At 70.1% G+C, this 16,473-nt stretch carries 11 protein-coding genes and 2 pseudogenes; 8 read left to right on the top strand and 5 right to left on the bottom strand.

The window, feature by feature from the left end; translation table 11 throughout:
• Positions 1-37 precede the first annotated feature (37 nt).
• The 5 genes and pseudogenes from ACWC2B_RS27545 to ACWC2B_RS27525 form a co-directional block, all read left to right on the top strand.
• Positions 38-658 carry a CBS domain-containing protein gene (locus ACWC2B_RS27545; protein WP_450721248.1) on the top strand — a complete coding sequence of 207 codons (621 nt, stop codon included), beginning with the start codon at positions 38-40 and terminating at the stop codon, positions 656-658.
• Positions 655-1,752, top strand: a complete 1,098-nt coding sequence (gene hypD, locus ACWC2B_RS27540) for a hydrogenase formation protein HypD (RefSeq protein WP_450721124.1) — start codon at positions 655-657, stop codon at positions 1,750-1,752. Before ACWC2B_RS27545 ends, hypD begins: the two co-directional genes overlap by 4 nt.
• Positions 1,749-2,783 carry a hydrogenase expression/formation protein HypE gene (gene hypE / locus ACWC2B_RS27535; RefSeq protein WP_450721122.1) on the top strand — a complete coding sequence of 345 codons (1,035 nt, stop codon included), beginning with the start codon at positions 1,749-1,751 and terminating at the stop codon, positions 2,781-2,783. Before hypD ends, hypE begins: the two co-directional genes overlap by 4 nt.
• Before the next feature lie 104 nt (positions 2,784-2,887).
• Complete coding sequence (locus tag ACWC2B_RS27530) at positions 2,888-3,583, top strand: response regulator (RefSeq protein ID WP_450721120.1); 696 nt, start codon at positions 2,888-2,890, stop codon at positions 3,581-3,583.
• A gap of 159 nt (positions 3,584-3,742) precedes the next feature.
• Positions 3,743-3,874: pseudogene (locus tag ACWC2B_RS27525) on the top strand (universal stress protein); the annotation flags it as partial.
• Between the two features lie 120 nt (positions 3,875-3,994).
• On the opposite strand, the gene ACWC2B_RS27520 reads toward ACWC2B_RS27525, so the two are convergent.
• From ACWC2B_RS27520 to ACWC2B_RS27500, 5 genes are all read right to left on the bottom strand, one after another.
• The gene (locus ACWC2B_RS27520; RefSeq protein WP_450721118.1) at positions 3,995-4,732 is read right to left on the bottom strand and encodes a dienelactone hydrolase family protein; all 738 of its coding nucleotides are present in this window, start codon (positions 4,730-4,732) and stop codon (positions 3,995-3,997) included.
• 329 nt (positions 4,733-5,061) lie between these two features.
• Positions 5,062-5,319, bottom strand: coding sequence for a hypothetical protein (locus ACWC2B_RS27515; protein ID WP_450721116.1), 258 nt, complete (start codon positions 5,317-5,319; stop codon positions 5,062-5,064).
• A 147-nt stretch (positions 5,320-5,466) separates the two neighbouring features.
• Positions 5,467-6,957, bottom strand: coding sequence for a UDP-N-acetylmuramoyl-L-alanyl-D-glutamate--2,6-diaminopimelate ligase (locus ACWC2B_RS27510; RefSeq protein ID WP_450721114.1), 1,491 nt, complete (start codon positions 6,955-6,957; stop codon positions 5,467-5,469).
• A 563-nt stretch (positions 6,958-7,520) separates the two neighbouring features.
• Complete coding sequence (locus tag ACWC2B_RS27505; RefSeq protein ID WP_450721246.1) at positions 7,521-7,790, bottom strand: hypothetical protein; 270 nt, start codon at positions 7,788-7,790, stop codon at positions 7,521-7,523.
• Positions 7,791-7,915: 125 nt separating this feature from the next.
• Positions 7,916-10,834, bottom strand: a complete 2,919-nt coding sequence (locus ACWC2B_RS27500) for a glycoside hydrolase family 48 protein (protein WP_450721112.1) — start codon at positions 10,832-10,834, stop codon at positions 7,916-7,918.
• A gap of 571 nt (positions 10,835-11,405) precedes the next feature.
• Here ACWC2B_RS27500 and ACWC2B_RS27495 point away from each other — a divergent pair.
• The 3 genes and pseudogenes from ACWC2B_RS27495 to ACWC2B_RS27485 all read left to right on the top strand — a co-directional run bounded on the left by ACWC2B_RS27495 (position 11,406) and on the right by ACWC2B_RS27485 (position 16,422).
• Positions 11,406-13,118, top strand: a complete 1,713-nt coding sequence (locus ACWC2B_RS27495; RefSeq protein WP_450721110.1) for a glycoside hydrolase family 6 protein — start codon at positions 11,406-11,408, stop codon at positions 13,116-13,118.
• An 89-nt stretch (positions 13,119-13,207) separates the two neighbouring features.
• Positions 13,208-13,984, top strand: a pseudogene (locus ACWC2B_RS27490) (GH12 family glycosyl hydrolase domain-containing protein); the annotation flags it as partial.
• Between the two features lie 293 nt (positions 13,985-14,277).
• The gene (locus tag ACWC2B_RS27485; protein ID WP_450721108.1) at positions 14,278-16,422 is read left to right on the top strand and encodes a glycoside hydrolase family 9 protein; all 2,145 of its coding nucleotides are present in this window, start codon (positions 14,278-14,280) and stop codon (positions 16,420-16,422) included.
• Positions 16,423-16,473: the final 51 nt, after the last annotated feature.

The following is a 16,473-nucleotide window of genomic DNA, read 5'->3' as shown; positions in this document are numbered from 1 at the left end:
CGCACCACTGGATTCCCCACACACCGTGAGCGACGTGATGACCCACACCGTGGTGTCCGTCGGCCGCACGGCCCGCTTCAAGGAAATCGTCGAGCTGATGCGGCAGTGGCGGGTCAGCGCCCTGCCCGTCGTCGAGGGCGAGGGCCGGGTGGTCGGCGTCGTCTCGGAGGCCGACCTGCTGCCCAAGGAGGAGTTCCGCGACGACAACCCGGACATCGTGCCCCTGCTGCGCCGCCTCCCCGACCTGGCCAAGGCCTCGGCCGTGACCGCCGACGAGCTCATGTCCACGCCCGCCGTCACCGTGCACGCCGACGCCACCCTCCCCCAGGCCGCCCGGATCATGGCGCTGCGCAAGGTCAAGCGGCTGCCGGTGACCGACCGGATCGGCATCCTGCAAGGAGTGATCAGCCGCAGCGACCTGCTCAAGGTGTTCTTGCGGCCCGATGTCGAGATCGCCGCCGAGGTGAACCGCACCGTCATCGCGCCCCTCTTCCCCAACCAGGCGGTCCGGGCGTCGGTCCAGGAGGGCGTGGTCATCTTCAGCGGGCCCATGCGCGACCGTTCCCTGGTACCGGTCGCGGCCCGGCTCGCGCGTGCCGTCGAGGGCGTCGTGGACGTCCGCATGGATCTCACCGCGCCCGCCGCGCCTCCGCGATGAAGTACCTGGACGAGTACCGCGACCCCGCACTCGCCCGGCAGTTGCTCGACGAGCTGCGGCACACCGCCACCCGCCCGTGGCGGATCATGGAGGTCTGCGGCGGCCAGACACACACACTGGTCCGCCAGGGCATCGACGAGCTCCTTCCGGCCGGCATCCGGATGATCCACGGACCGGGCTGCCCGGTGTGCGTCACCCCGCTGGAGACGCTGGACCGCGCCATGTCCATCGCCGCGCGCCCGGGCGTGATCCTCACCAGCTTCGGCGACATGCTCCGGGTGCCGGGCACGGACACCGATCTGCTCGCGCTGCGCGCCCGCGGCTGCGACGTGCGGGTGGTCTACTCGCCGATGGACGCCGTGCGCATCGCCGAGGCCCGTCCGGACCGCGAAGTGGTGTTCCTGGCCGTGGGGTTCGAGACCACCGCGCCGGCCAACGCCCTGTCCGTACTCCACGCCGCGCACCTGGGTCTCACCAACTTCTCCCTCTTGGTCAGCCATGTAATGGTCCCCCCGGCGATGACCGCGCTGCTCGACTCGCCGGACTGCGAGGTGGAGGCGTTCCTGGCGGCGGGCCATGTGTGCGCGGTGATGGGGTGGCGCGAGTACGAGCCGATCGCCGCCCGCTACCGGGTGCCGGTGGTGGTCACCGGGTTCGAGCCGCTCGACCTCCTGGAGGGCATCCTGCTGGCCGTACGGCAGCTGGAGTCCGGCCGCCACGAGGTCGAGAACCAGTACGCCCGCGCCGTGCACCGCACCGGCAACACCGAGGCCCAGTCGGTGATCGCCCAGGTCTTCCGGGTCACCGAGCGGGCCTGGCGCGGCATCGGCACCCTGCCTGCCAGCGGCCTCGAACTCGCCCCGGAATACGCCGGCTTCGACGCGGCACGCCGCTTCGAGGTCGAGGGACTGCGGCCCGTCGAGGACCGCGAGTGCATCGCGGGCGCCATCCTCACCGGCGCCCGGCTGCCCACCGACTGCACCGCCTACCGGGTGCGCTGCACCCCGCGCTCCCCCTTGGGCGCCCCCATGGTGTCGACCGAGGGGACCTGCGCCGCCTTCCACGCCGCCGGACGCACCAGGAGCACCCCATGATGCCGGTCTGCCCCCTCCCTTACGACGAGAACGAAGTCGTCCTGCTCGGCCACGGTGCGGGTGGCCGGCTCACCGCCGAGCTGCTCGAATCCCTGGTCCTGCCCGCGCTGGGCGGGCCGCCCGCCGGGCCGCTGGAGGACGCGGCCGTACTGCCCGGTGAGCCCCAACTCCTTCTCACGACCGACTCGTTCGTGGTCAGCCCACTCGTCTTCCCCGGCGGGGACATCGGCTCGCTCGCCGTCCACGGCACCGTCAACGACCTGGCGATGCGCGGCGCCCTGCCAGTGGCGCTGACCCTCTCGGTCATCGCGGAGGAGGGGCTGCCACTGGCCGAGTTGAATGCCGTGCTCGCCTCGGCGGGCAAGGCGGCGCACCAGGTGGGCGTGCCGGTCGTTACGGGAGACACCAAGGTGGTGGGGCGGGGTGCGGCCGACCGGCTCTTCCTCAACACCACGGGCATCGGACGCCGCATCGGTGGGCTGAATCCGTCGGCGGCCCGCGCACGGCCCGAGGACGCCGTGCTGCTCTCCGGCCCGATCGGGCTGCACGGAACCGCCGTGCTCTCCACCCGCGAAGGGCTCGGCTTCGAGGGGGACATCGCCTCCGACTCAGCCCCTCTGCACCGGCTGGTCGCAGCGCTGGCCCCGTTCGGTGTCCACATCCACGCCCTGCGCGACCCGACGCGGGGCGGCCTGGCGGCCTCTCTCAACGAGATCGCCCGCGACTCGGCGGTCTCCGTGACGATCGCCGAGAACCTGATCCCCGTCCCCCCGGCCGTGGCCTCGGCCTGCGACCTGCTCGGCCTGGACCCGCTCGTGGTCGCCAACGAGGGCTGCATGGTGGCTTTCGTGGCTCCCCGGGTCGCCGAAGAGGCACTCGCGACGCTGCGCTCGCTGCCCGAAGGCGCGGCAGCGGTCCGGATCGGAGAGGTCACCGACGGGCCTGCGGGGCGGGTCCTCATGCGGACCCTGGTCGGCGCACACCGGGTGGTGGACATGCCTCTGGGCGAGCAACTCCCGCGTATTTGCTGAGCGTTGATGAGGTGTGGGCCGTTCGGCCCCTGTCGCCCGGTCGTCCGTCGACAGCACCATGGGACTTTCGCACCAGGACGACCAGTCATCAGGGGGACTGCCACGTGCCCGACACACCCGCGTTCTCTGTACAACGCCCGATCCGGGTCTTCCTTCTCGACGACCACGAGGTGGTCCGGCGTGGAGTGCACGACCTGCTGGACGCCGAACCCGACCTTCAGGTGGTGGGCGAGGCGAGCACGTGTGAGCAGGTACTCGCCCGTGGCCCGGCGCTCCGCCCGGACGTGGCGATCCTCGACATCCGGCTGCCGGACGGCGACGGCATCACCGTCTGCCGTGAACTGCGGTCCGCCATGCCGGGCCTCGCCTGCCTCATGCTGACGTCGTTCGACGACGATGACGCACTCTTGGACGCGATCATGGCCGGGGCCGCGGGATACGTCCTCAAGCAGATCAAGGGATCCGATCTCATCGAGGCGGTCCGCACCGTGGCCTCGGGCCAGTCGATGCTCGACCCGGCCACCACCGCCCGGCTGATGAGCAGCCTGCGCGGCCCGGCCCAGGGCGAGACCGCGGCCGAGGACCCGCGTCTGGCCGGCCTCTCGGAACGCGAACGGCAGATCCTCGACCTGATCGGCGACGGTTTCACCAACCGCCAGATCGGCAAGCGGCTCTACCTCTCGGAGAAGACCGTCAAGAACCACGTCTCCCGGCTCCTCGCCAAGCTGGGGGTGGAACGGCGCATCCAGGCCGCGGTGCTCGTGGCCCGGGTCCACCAGCCGTCGGAGGAGAACCGCTGACAGCTCCGCGTCGGCGCGGCGTCCCGGGCCGAACGGTCCCCGGCAGGGACCGGGTGGCCCCTGCCGCCGGGTCCTGCGTCACACAAGAAAGACCGTCCTCCGTCACGCAAGACCGGAGTGACATCCCATGAGTGACATCCGATTGAAGGAGGCCCGGTCATGACACGCACCGTGACCGTTGGTCTGGACGGTTCCACGGAGAGCCTCGCGGCCGCCGACCGGGCAGCTCGTGAAGCGCTGCTGCGTGACGTGCCGCTGCGACTCGTGCACGCCTGGGTGTGGCAGCCGCCCTACAGCTACACGCCGATGGCGGGAGCCTCCGCCCCCGAGCCCGTGGTCGAGGAGCAGCGCCTGTGGGCGGAGTCCGTCCCGCGCAAGGCCGAAGCCGACCTGTCGGCCCATTCGCCCGGGTCATGCCCCCAGGTCCTCCGTCACCGGCACGCATTCGGTGAGCAGGTCGACGACGTCGCGCCAGGCTCGCTGCGCGTGCTGGGGGTGGTAGCCGACGCCGGGGCGCACGGTGTGGTCGACCGGCGGGTGGTGGAAGGCGTGCAAGGCGCCGCCGTAGACCGCGAGGCGCCAGTCGACGCCCGCAGCCTGCATCTCGGCGGTGAACGCGTTCCGTTGCGCGGGCGGCATGATCGGGTCTTCCGACCCGACCCCGGCCCACACCGGGCAGCGGATGCGCGCTGCCTCGCCCGGTCGGCCCGTGGTAGTTGCGTTGACTGTCGCGATCGCGCGCAGGTTGACGCCGTCGCGCCCGAGTTCCAGGCCGATGGCGCCCCCGGTGCCGTAGCCGACGGCGGCTATCCGGTCGGGGTCGGTCCGCGGTTCGGCGCGCAGCACATCGAGCGCCGCGTGGCCGATGCCTCGCATCCGGTCGGGGTCGGCGAGCAGCGGCATGCAACGGGCCAGCATCTCCTCGGGGTCGCCCAAGTAGCGCCCGCCGTGAAGGTCGAAGGCCAGCGCTACGTATCCCAGCTCGGCGAGCGCATCGGCCCGGCGGCGCTCGACGTCGCTGAGCCCCGTGCCCTCTGGTCCGAGCAGCACCGCGGGCCGGCGGTCGGCACCGGCCGGGAGCGCGAGGTGCCCGATCATCGTCAAACCGTCGGCCGGATACTCGACCGTACGTGTCGTAATCGTCGTCATGAGATGGGACTGTAGTGATCGTCGAGCCCGGTCCAGCCGGTGTTCTGCCGCCGGCAGAACAGCGCGGGTGTCCTCTGCGCGACCTGGTGGCCATGCGCAGCGGACTGTTCGACTACTCGGAGACTCCACCCGTCGTCCCAGCCGAGTTCCAGGTGACGGCGAGTCAGCCCTGGCGGTCGGAACGAACAGCGTACTGATCACCGTCGTGCGTCGAGGCCGCGGCCCGGAGGTCGTTGGTGACCATCACCCTCGCCGGCCTGGAGGCCGCGGTGACCATCACCCTCGCCGGCCCGGCCGCGGCCACCGCGACCCACCCCACAACCCTCAAGTCAGCCGAGTAGGCCATGGAGTGAGTCGGTCAACCCACCCACGGCGTCCTGCGTCTCGGCAACGGGGCCGTCACCGGGGTCTGACGAGCCCAACACCTTGTCGAGCGCATTGGCCAGAGGCTTGTTCTCGTCGCTGTCGCGGTTGACGTTGCTCGCGACCGGGGTGGGCTGGATCGGGGGTGTCGCGGCGTTGACGGCGGAAGCGCCGAAAGCGAGGAGTGCGGCCGCGCTGACGGTGATCGTGGCGATGCGTCGCATGAACGTACCTTCCTTGTTCCAGGGGGTGTCCAGACGTGACTACCGCCGTCCAGCCATGAAGACACAGGCAAGTCGCAACTATCACTCGCACAGCTCCGCGACGACGTGGGCTCCCCCTCCCCGCATTCCCAGCCCAGTGAGGCCCAACTACCCCTGTGTGGCGGCGAGTTCGCGTACCGTCGCCATGTCGCTGAAGGGAAGCAACTGTTCGCCGACGATCTGGTACGGCTCACTCCCCTTTCCCGCGATCAGGACGATGTCGTCCCGCCCGGCGGTGGACAGGGCGAAAGCGATGGCCTGTTCCCGGTCGGCGCACCGCTCGAAGCGGGTGCCGCTCGTCACCAGGCCCGGCGTGATCTGGTCGAGGATCGCCTCGGGGTCTTCGTTGCGAGGGTTGTCGGAGGTCAGGACGACCAGGTCGGAGTGGGTGCCGGCGATCTCCCCCATCTGCGTGCGCTTGGTGGTGTCCCGGTCGCCGCCGCAGCCGAAGACGGTGATGACCTTGCCGACGGCGAATTCCCGGATGGCGGTGAGGACCTTGTCCAGCGAGTCGGGGGAATGCGCGTAGTCCACGATCACGGACGTGCCGCGGGGAGTCTGGAAGCGTTCGAAACGTCCCGGGACCGGTGGCATCCGGTCGAGCGCGACGACCAGCCCCGCCAGGTCGTGCCCCAGGAGGTGGCACGCCGCCACGGTGGCGAGCGCGTTGGACACCGAGAACCGCCCCGGGACGGGGATCGCCGCCGGGTACTTGTTTCCGTCGTGGTGGAGAGTGAAGCGCGTACCGAAGGCGTCCATGCTCAGCTCGCTCGCCCGGTAGTCCGCCTCGGCGTCCAGGGCGTACGTGGTGACGTCGCCGGGCATCATCGCCACGATTCCGGCTCCCACCGGGTCATCGGCGTTGACCACCGCCCGCCGGCACAGCCCCTGGAACAGGCGCAGCTTCGCGTCCCGGTAGTTCTCCATGGTGCCGTGGTCGTCCAGGTGGTCCTGGGTGAGGTTGGTGAAGATGCCGACGTCGATGAAAGCGTGGTCCACCCGGTGGTTCAGCAGACCCATCGACGTGGCCTCCAGGACCACGGTGGTCACCTCGCGGTCGCGCATCTGTCCCAGCAGGTACTGGAAGTCCGGCGACTCCGGTGTGGTCAGCACCGATCGCGGCATGGGGATCAGGGCGTCGCCGATCCGGTTGCCGGCCGTCCCGATCACCCCGACCCGTGCGCCTTCGGCGAGCCGCAGCACGGATTCCACCATGTACGAGACCGAGGTCTTCCCGTTGGTTCCGGTGACGGCCACCATGTCCATGTCCCGGCCGGGCTCACCGTAGTAGCGGGAGGTGACAACGGCGGCCGCCGTCCGCGTATCGGGCACCCTCACGACACACACGCCCGCTTCCGGCGCCCGCACCGAGGCCGGGAGGTCGGGCGTCCCGGTGCCGACGAGCATCGCGACGGCCCCGCGTGCCAGGGCGGGACCGATGGCCTCGGGGCCGCCCTCCCGGTGCCCCGGCACCGCGATGAACAGGGAGCCCGGCGAGACGCGGTGCGCGTCGAAGCACGTTCCCGCGGTGATCTGTGTATGAGGATCGCCCAGAAGAACCTCGTGGTCGTGCCCGGCCAGCAACTCGCTCAACTTCACAGGGGTCCTCTCGGGGGTGCGGCCCAGCCGGACGTCCAAACCGTCGCCGACAGCGGCGACGGCACGCCCGAGGAGCCGCGGAATTGGTGCGGAAACGTGGAAGGGGTGCGCGACGGGGAAGTGCGGACGGGCGGCTCAGCGGTGCGGGCGACCGCCGGATGCGCGCGAACCGGAGAAAAACGGCCCCCGGGAAGGCGCCGGTTCGGCGGCGGAACTCCGCGGTCGGAAAACGACCGGAATCGGATACCGGACTCGGATCCGTCAGGAACGGCTGGCCCTGGCTAGCCGAAACCGTGCAGCGCACGGCAGCGGGTCCGTGGCGCGGTGGGGCACAGCACGCGCGGGATGCCTCTCAGGCACTCCCTCACCGCATATGTGCAACCCATGGTTGGAGTGTACGTCCCCCAGGGCCGCCCGGATCCCGCCCCCGGGGACGACCGCCGCACCCAAGACCCGTCACCCGGTTTCCGAGCTCATCGTCGACCTTGTCGCGGACAACGGAGTGCGGACTCCGGGGCGGCCCGGAGGTGGTGGTGGCGGCACGCGGGGTGCCCGGCGCGCTACTACTTCAAGATGCGCCACCGGTTGTCGGCAGTGCCGTTGTCCGAGTCCTGGATCGCGAACGCGCCGACAGCGGTGGAGTTGTTCGCGATGGCGAGCAGTTCGCGGCCGTTGGCAGCGGCGCCGTTGGTGGACAGCCGGTGGTTGGCGCGGAAGTTGTACAGCAGCCGGTCGACATCGACGAACCGCAGGTAGTTCCGCGTACGGCGATTGCTTGGTCGTTGATGTGTTGCGTCACATGGACGCGGGCGGGCGGTGGTAGCGGGCCATATGCGGATCGCGGCACTGACACACGGGCTCGACAGGACCGGGCGGCCCCCCGTGCAGGTGGGTGCCGCCCGGCCGGGTGACCTCGTCGCCCTACGACGGGGTCGCGCACGCGGAGTGCCGGGCGGGGCTACTCAAGCAGCTCCGCGTACGAGCCCATGGCCATGGCGATGTCCGCCTGGGCCCAGAACCGGTGGTACGTGAAGGAGGGTGCGGCCCCACCGGCCAGATACGCCTCGATCTTCGACCAGGCCGGGTCGTTCTTGTAGAAGGACCGCAGCGAGGAGAAGGTGGACGAGGAGTTGATGGCGTCGCCGTTCGGCATCTTGCCGCTCCAGCCGCTCGGCACGTACACCGTGTCCCCGAACCGGCTGTAGTCGGCGCGGGTTTCGGGGACGGCGATGCCCAGGCTGTCCTGGTAGTTGTTCCACATGCCGTCCAGGAGCGCCTTCGCCGTGGTCTTCGCCGTCGTGTCACCGGACTTGGCGGCGTAGTACGTCAGGGTCTTGGCGAACGCGGCCGCCACGCCGACGTCGTTGGTGTAGTCGGCGACGGTGACGTGAAGTCCTTTGTTGGCGCCGGGCGTTGAGGCGTTCCAGGTGTCGGGCTGGCCCGCCCACTGGAGCGTGGCGGGGATCCGGTAGGTGCCGTCCGGGTTGATCGTGGTCTTGGACAGCGCCCACTTGACCCACTTGTCGAGGACCGCCTTGGCGCCGGCGTTCCCGGTCTGCTGGTAGTACTCGGCGACCCGCTCCATCGACCACGCCTGGAAGCCGAACCACTGGTTGGACGGCGGGTCGTGATAGACGGGCTGCTCGTCGTAGTACATGCCGTAGAACGTCGACTTCCCGGCCGGCGGTGTCGCGTAACGGCCTGCCCAGCTGTTGGTCGCGCCGCCCGCGATGGCGCCCTCGTCCGACTGCAGCCAGCGGTAGAACTCCAGCTGCCGGGTCAGTGAGGTGCTCCAGTCCGCCGCCCCTGTCGCCGACTTCGGCTTCAGGTCGGCGTTGGAGCTCAGCGCGTACGCGGCCAGCGGGTTCTGGTATCCGCCGTGCGCGTGGCTGGAGCCGATGCGCCAGGCCCAGGCGCCACTGGTGTCAGTGGATCCGCCCCATGCGTAGTACCAGGACAGCAGGTACTGCGAGGCATCCTTTCCGGTCCCGGCGGGGCAGGTGGACGGCCCGACGCAGTTGCCGACTTTCTTGAAGTACTTGTCGTACATCGAGTAGCGCAGGTAGTCGCCCATCTTCGCGGCCTTGCCGACGGTCGCGGTGACGTCGCCGCCCTTGCCCTGCGCCTTGGCCCACAGGTCCGCCCAGTACGCGGCCTGCACCGCACGCGCGTCGGCGTCCGGGGCGTCCGTGTACTTCCACTGCTTGGCGTAGGAGTTGTCGCCGGTGAACAGGTCGAGATAGCCGTTCTTGCCGCCGTACTTGAAGGCGTCACAGGTCGGCTGAGGCACCGTCTCCCACACCGACTCCTGCGGGCCGCGCTGGAAGGTGTTGATGTACGACGGCCCCTTGGCCGTGGGGCCGCCCTCGCAGGTGCCGCCGGGTGTATTGCCGTAGCCATACACGTTGTCGACGTCCTGGAGCCAGTGCATGCCGTAGATGTCGTCCGTGCCGTACGCGGACTTCAGCTCGCCCGCGATCGGGTCCGACCCCACCGGAACCGATGTGTCCAGCTTCGCCGGGTACTCGTTCGGGGTGTCCTCCTCGGGTGCGTACGTCGCCGGCTTCGAGGCGTTGTAGGCGGAGTTGGTGGGCTGGTCCGCGTGCGTGGGGATCATGTACTTCTCCATGAGGGCCCACGCGCCGTTGAACTTGGACCAGTCACCGGTGACCTTGCCGTACATCGCCTGCAGCCAGATGAGATAGCTGTAGGCCTCCGACGTGGTCTCGTGTCCCTGGTCCGGGGCCTCGACGATCAGCGTCTCGACCGAGTGGTAGGGAATGCCCTCGGGTGAGAAGTAGCCGCTCGCCGGGTTGGTGATCTTCCCGTAGAGGTCGAGGAAGCGGGCGTCGTACGCCTTGGAGGCGGGCAGCTCCGTCACGGTGACCGTCGCCTTGCTGTGGCCGGCCGCCGACGCGGTGAAGGTCGCGCCGCCCGTGCCGGAGGAGTCCGCCGCGATGGTCACCGTCTGCGCGGTGCTCCAGTTCGACGGGGTGAAGGTCAGCGACGAGCCACCGGAAACGGACAGGCCCGCGTTGCCACCCGTGCGAGCCGTACTCACCGTCACGTTCGCGCTCGGCTGCTTCGACAGCTTCACCGAGAACGTGCCCGACTTGCCCTGCTGGACGGCGAGTTGGGAGGGCGAGGCCACGACCGCGGGCCCCGAGGCGACCGTGATGCCGACCGGGGTCGATTCCGCTGAACCGTCCATGCTGTCGTACGCCTTCGCCAGCAGGGAATGACTGCCCACGGACAAGTCGGCGGCCGAGAACGTGTAGGGAGGGCTCGTGTCCGTGCCCAGCAGGGTCGTGTCGTCGTAGAACTCGACCTTGCTGATCGTCGCGTTGTCGGCCGCCGCCGCGGTCGCCGCGAGCGGGACCGCGTCCCCCTGCGTGTAGACCGCGCCCGCACTCGGACTGGTGAGCACGGCGACGGGCGGCTGGTGCGCGCCGGCACAGGTGGTGCCGTTGACCGCGAATCCGCTGGGCGCGGAGTTGGTACCGCTGTAGGTGAACTGTGCGCCGGTGGAGACCGCGGCGCCCGCGCCGATCTTCGCGTTGTACCCGGCGTCCTTCACGGTGACCGTCTGGCCGGACTGGGACCAGGTGCCGTTCCAGCCGTTCGAGAGCTTCTGGTTCCCACCGTAGGCGTACGTCAGGGTCCAGCCGTCGATGACGTCCGTGCCGCGGTTGGTGATGGTGAGGTCGGCGGTGAAGCCGGAACCCCAGTCGTTGGTCTTGTAGTCGACGCTGCACCGGACGGCCGCCGCGTGCGCGGCGGTTGTGCCGGTGGCGAGCATCGTCAGGGGTAGGGCGAGCGCGGCCAGGGCGGCGGTCCACCACCGCCGCACGGCTCTGCGCCTGTGTCCGGGATCCATGTACTGGTTCCTCCTTGCGGCTCGCGGCTCGGGAGAATTCAGGTCTTGAACCCAGTGGGAGCGCTCCCATAGTGGTGACGGCCTCGCGTGCGGTCAAGGTGTGTGAAGCGTCGAAAGAGTTCGACGATTCAATTGAGGCAAAGTCAGGCCACACCCCTGGGCATTTCCGCCCTCGGGCGCTACGTTCCTTCGCACCAGTGGGAGCGGTTCCATTCAGTCGACGCACCGGTGACGGCGCGCCAAGCTGCGAGGAGTCGCTCATGCGACAACACCCCCCATGTTCAACACTCTTAACCGCCCGGTGCGCTCGCGCGCCGGCTGCCCGGCCTGCCCGTGGTGACGGCCGAGCGAACCGCCGGGAGTTGACGTGCCCGGCCAATGGATCGCTGGGCGACCTCCCCGGCGTCACCGTCAACTCCCGCTCCAGCACGGCCTGTTGGAGCCACACACCGCCCTCCTCCGTCACCGCACCAGTGCAGCCGAGGGCTACCGCGAACGGCAGCGGGCCTCACGGCCGCCCGCGCGCTGTCAACCCGTAGATCGCACGGAAAACGGAAGGAAATCCCCGCTCATGAATCGCACCAGAACATCGCTGCTCGCTGCCCTGACGTTGGTTGCCGGAGCCTCCGCGACCGCGCTCTCCACCACGTCGGCCGACGCCGCGGCCACGGCCACCCCCTGCACCGTCGACTACAAGGTGCAGAACCAGTGGGGCACCGGCTTCACCGCCGCCGTGACCGTCACCAACAACGTGGCGGCGAAGTCGAGTTGGTCGGTCAAGTGGTCGTACGCCGGCGACCAGCAGGTCACGAGCGGCTGGAGCGCGAAGGTCAGCCAGAGCGGCACGGCCGTCACCGCCGCCAACGAGAGCTACAACGGCGCGCTGGCGACCGGCGGTTCGGTGAGCTTCGGCTTCAACGGCTCCTACAGCGGCACCAATTCCATCCCCAGCACGTTCACGCTCGACGGTGTCACCTGCAACGTCGATGACGGCGGCAGCGGTGGCGACCCCGGCGGCGGGAACAACGGCAGCCGGGTCGACAACCCGTACGCCGGCGCCAAGATGTATGTGAACCCGGCATGGTCGGCGAAGGCCGCCGCCGAACCGGGCGGCAGCCGCATCTCCAACCAGCCCACCGCCGTCTGGCTCGACCGCATCGCCACCATCAACGGTGTGAGCGGCGGCATGGGTCTGCGCGCCCACCTCAACGAGGCCCTGAAGCAGAAGGGCTCCGGCGATCTGGTCGTCCAGCTGGTCATCTACGACCTGCCCGGACGCGACTGCGCCGCCCTCGCCTCCAACGGCGAACTCGGCCCGAACGACATCGACAAGTACAAGTCCCAGTACATCGACCCGATCGCCTCGATCCTCGCCGACCCGGCCTACGCGGGCCTCAGGATCGCCACCGTGATCGAACCCGACTCGCTGCCCAACCTGGTCACCAACGCCGGCGGTACCAACACCACCACCGACGCCTGCGTGACCATGAAGAGCAACGGCAACTACGAGAAGGGCGTCAGCTACGCCCTGGCCAAGCTCGGCGCCATCCCGAACGTCTACAACTACCTCGACGCGGGCCACCACGGCTGGCTCGGCTGGGACACCAACCTCGGCCCCGCCGCCCAGGAGTTCGCCAAGGTCGCCACCACCAACGGCGCGAGCGTGAACGACGTGGCCGGCTTCATCGTCAACACCGCGAACTACGGGCCCGTCAAGGAGCCGTACTTCAAGATCACCGACAGCGTGAACGGGCAGACGGTGCGCCAGGCCAAGTGGCTGGACTGGAACCAGTACGCGGACGAGCAGTCCTACGCCCAGGGGCTGCGCGACAAGGTCATCGCGGCCGGCTTCAACGCCGGTACCGGCATGCTGATCGACACCTCCCGCGACGGGTGGGGCGGCTCGGCCCGGCCCAGCGGGGCGGGCCCGCAGACCTCCGTCGACGCCTACGTCAACGGCGGCCGCATCGACCGGCGCATCCATGTCGGCAACTGGTGCAACCAGAGCGGCGCCGGAATCGGCGAGCGGCCCACCGCCGCCCCGGCCGCCGGGATCGACGCCTATGTGTGGGTGAAGCCCCCGGGAGAGTCGGACGGAGCCAGCTCGGACATCCCCAACGACGAGGGCAAGGGCTTCGACCGGATGTGTGACCCCACCTACGGCGGCAACCCTCGTAACAACAACAACCCCTCTGGCGCTCTGCCGAACGCGCCGCTGGGCGGGCACTGGTTCTCCGCCCAGTTCCAGCAGTTGATGCAGAACGCCTACCCGCCGCTGCCGTAGTCGGCCGACGGCTCCGCCGTAGCCGGCCCCTACCCACGGCCGGCCACGGCGCTTCCACTCCCACTCCCCCCACTTCCCAGAGGAACCGCATGCGATCGTCACCACACCATGCCCGCGGCGCGCGTGGGCTGTTCGGCGCGTTGCTCACCGCGCTGGTCTCGCTGGCCGCGCTGCTGACCACCGCCTCGGTGGCACACGCCGACACCACCATCTGCGAACAGTTCGGGTCGACGACGGTCCAGGGCCGCTACGTCGTCCAGAACAACCGCTGGAACACCGGCCAGCCCCAGTGCGTCACCGCTACGGGCTCGGGATTCAGGGTCACCCGGGCCGACGGGTCGGTCCCCACGAGCGGCGCCCCGAAGTCCTACCCGTCCCTCTTCAACGGCTGCCACTACACCAACTGCTCACCCGGCACCCGCCTTCCCGCTCGGCTCGGCACCATATCCAGCGCGCCCACCAGCATCTCCTACAGCTATGTGGGCAACGCGGTGTACGACGCCGCGTACGACATCTGGCTCGATCCCACACCCCGTACCGACGGTGTCAACCGGACCGAGATCATGATCTGGTTCAACAAGGTGGGACCCGTCCAGCCCGTGGGCTCGCAGGTCGGTACGGCGTCCGTGGCCGGACGTCAGTGGCAGGTGTGGTCCGGCAACAACGGCAGCAACGACGTGCTGACCTTCGTCGCGCCGTCGGCGATCTCCAGCTGGAGCTTCGACGTCATGGACTTCGCCCGGCAGGCCGTCTCCCGCGGGCTGGCGCAGAACAGCTGGTACCTGACCAGCGTCCAGGCGGGCTTCGAGCCCTGGCAGAACGGCGCCGGCCTCGCCGTGACCTCGTTCTCCTCCACGGTCAACACGTAGGCGGCGGCTTCGCCGAGCCTGACGTTCTCAGCCTGAACGGCACCGCCTGAAACACCCCGTGCTCCCGGGGCCCGCCCGTCCTCCTCACGCCAGCCGGGCGGGCCCCGGAACCAAACCGACGCAGCCCGGGGGCTCCCCGCCCACCCCCCTGTCCTGGCGGTGCCTCAACTACCTCTCCCTGACGCCATCTTGACGTCCACATCACGGGGCTGGCTTGATTGATTGGGAGCGCTCCCATACCTCTTTCCTCTCCAAGCCCTCAAGGCCCCCACCCGAGGAAGGCTCCATCCGTGCCCCCTGTCACCTCCGCCCGCGGCGTGATACGTCACGCGCTCGCCGCGGTCGTCGGCCTCGTCCTGGCCACCGGCGGCCTGACCGCCGCCGCGCTTCCGGCACAGTCCGCGGCGGCCGCCGCCGCGGCCACCGACGTCCGGGTCAACCAGCTCGGCTACCTGCCCGACGGCCCCAAGCGCGCCACCGTGGTCAGCTCCGCGACCGGGCCACTCCCCTGGCAACTGCGCGACTCCTCCGGCTCGGTGGTCGCCTCGGGCACCACCACCGTGCACGGCGCCGACCAGGCGTCCGGCCAGTCCACGCACCTGGTGGACTTCGGCGCCTACACCACTGCCGGCACCGGCTTCACCCTGGCCGTCGGCGGCCGGGCCAGCCACCCGTTCGACATCTCCGCGTCGCTTTACGACGGGCTGCGCGCCGACAGCATGTCGTTCTTCTACCAGCAGCGCAGCGGCATCGCGATCGACGCCGCGCTCGCGGGCGACGCCTACGCCCGCCCGGCCGGGCACCTGGGCGTCGCGCCGAACAAGGGCGACACCAGCGTCCCCTGCCAGACCGGGGTGTGCGACTACCGCCTCGACGTGCGCGGCGGCTGGTACGACGCGGGCGACCAGGGCAAGTACGTGGTCAACGGCGGCATATCCGTCTGGGAGCTCGTCAACTCCTTCGAACGGGCCCGGCGTTCGGGCGGCGACGCGGCGCTCGGCGACTCGACGCTACGGGTGCCCGAGCGCGGCAACGGGACACCGGACGTGCTGGACGAGGCCCGCTGGGAGCTGGAGTTCCTGCTGCGGATGCAGGTCCCGGCGGGCAGACCGATGGCCGGAATGGCCTTCCACAAGGTGCACGACGCCGAGTGGACCGCGCTGCCGACCCGCCCCGAACTCAACGACAAACAACGCGAGTTGCACAGCCCGTCGACCGCGGCCACACTCAACCTGGCGGCCACGGCCGCGCAGTGCGCCCGGGTGTACGCGCCGTACGACGCGGCCTTCTCCGCGCGCTGCCTCGACGCCGCCCGCCGTGCGTGGGCGGCCGCCAAAGCCAACCCGAACGTGCTCGCCCCGGCGACCGACAACACCGGGGGCGGCGCGTACGAGGACGCCGATGTCTCGGACGAGTTCTACTGGGCGGCGGCCGAACTCCTCGCCACCACCGGCGAGTCGCAGTACCGGGACGCCGTGACCGCCTCCCCGCACCACGCCGAGCCCGCCGACGGGTTCTGGTGGGGCGGCACCGCGACGCTCGGCCGCATCACCCTCGCCACGGTCCCCGGCGTCAACCTGCCCGCCGACGACGTGACCCGGGTCCGCGGCCTGCTGACCTCGGCTGCCGACAGCCACCTCGCCACGATGGCCGGCCAGGGCTACGCGGTGCCGATCCCCGCCACCGGCTATGTCTGGGGCTCCAACAGCTCCGTCACCAACAACGCGATGATGCTGGCGGTCGCCTACGAGCTGACCGGACAGCAGCGGTACCGCGCGGGAGCCCTGGAATCCCTTGACTACCTGCTCGGCCGCAATGCCCTCGACCTCTCCTACGTCACCGGCTATGGCGAGCGCTCCTCCGAGAACCAGCACCACCGCTTCTGGGCGCACCAGAACGACGCCTCGCTTCCGCACCCGCCGGCCGGTTCCTTCGCGGGCGGCCCGAACGCGGGTCTGGAGGACCCGGTGGCCAAGGCCAAGCTCCCGGGCTGCGCGCCGGCGGCGTGCTACGTGGACGACATCGGCTCGTACTCCACCAACGAGGTGGCGATCAACTGGAACGCCTCGCTGGCATGGCTGGCGGCCTTCGCGGCGGAGCGGCACGGGACCCCGCCCGCGGCACCCTGCGCGGTGACGTACCGCGTCGACAATGCCTGGAGCAACGGGTTCACGGCGACGGTGACCGTGAAGAACACCGGGACGTCGGCGATCTCGGGCTGGACGCTGGGGTGGAGCTTCGCGGGCGATCAGCGGATCGGCAGCGCCTGGAACGCGAGGGTGAGTCAGTCGGGCGCCGCGGTGACGGCCCGCGACGCCGGCTGGAACGCCTCGCTGGCGCCCGGTGGCAGCGCCAGTCTCGGGTTCCAGGCGACGTACTCGGGTAGCAACGCGGCACCGACGCGGTACACCCTGAACGGCGCGCTCTGCTCCTGAGCGCTGGACGGCCACAGCAAGGCAGACCGACGCCCGGCATCACCGCTGCGG

The sequence above is a fragment of the Streptomyces sp. NPDC001415 genome, from assembly GCF_053597395.1.
The sequence above is the reverse complement of the archived record's forward strand: the minus strand, read 5'-3'. Positions and strand labels throughout refer to the sequence as shown.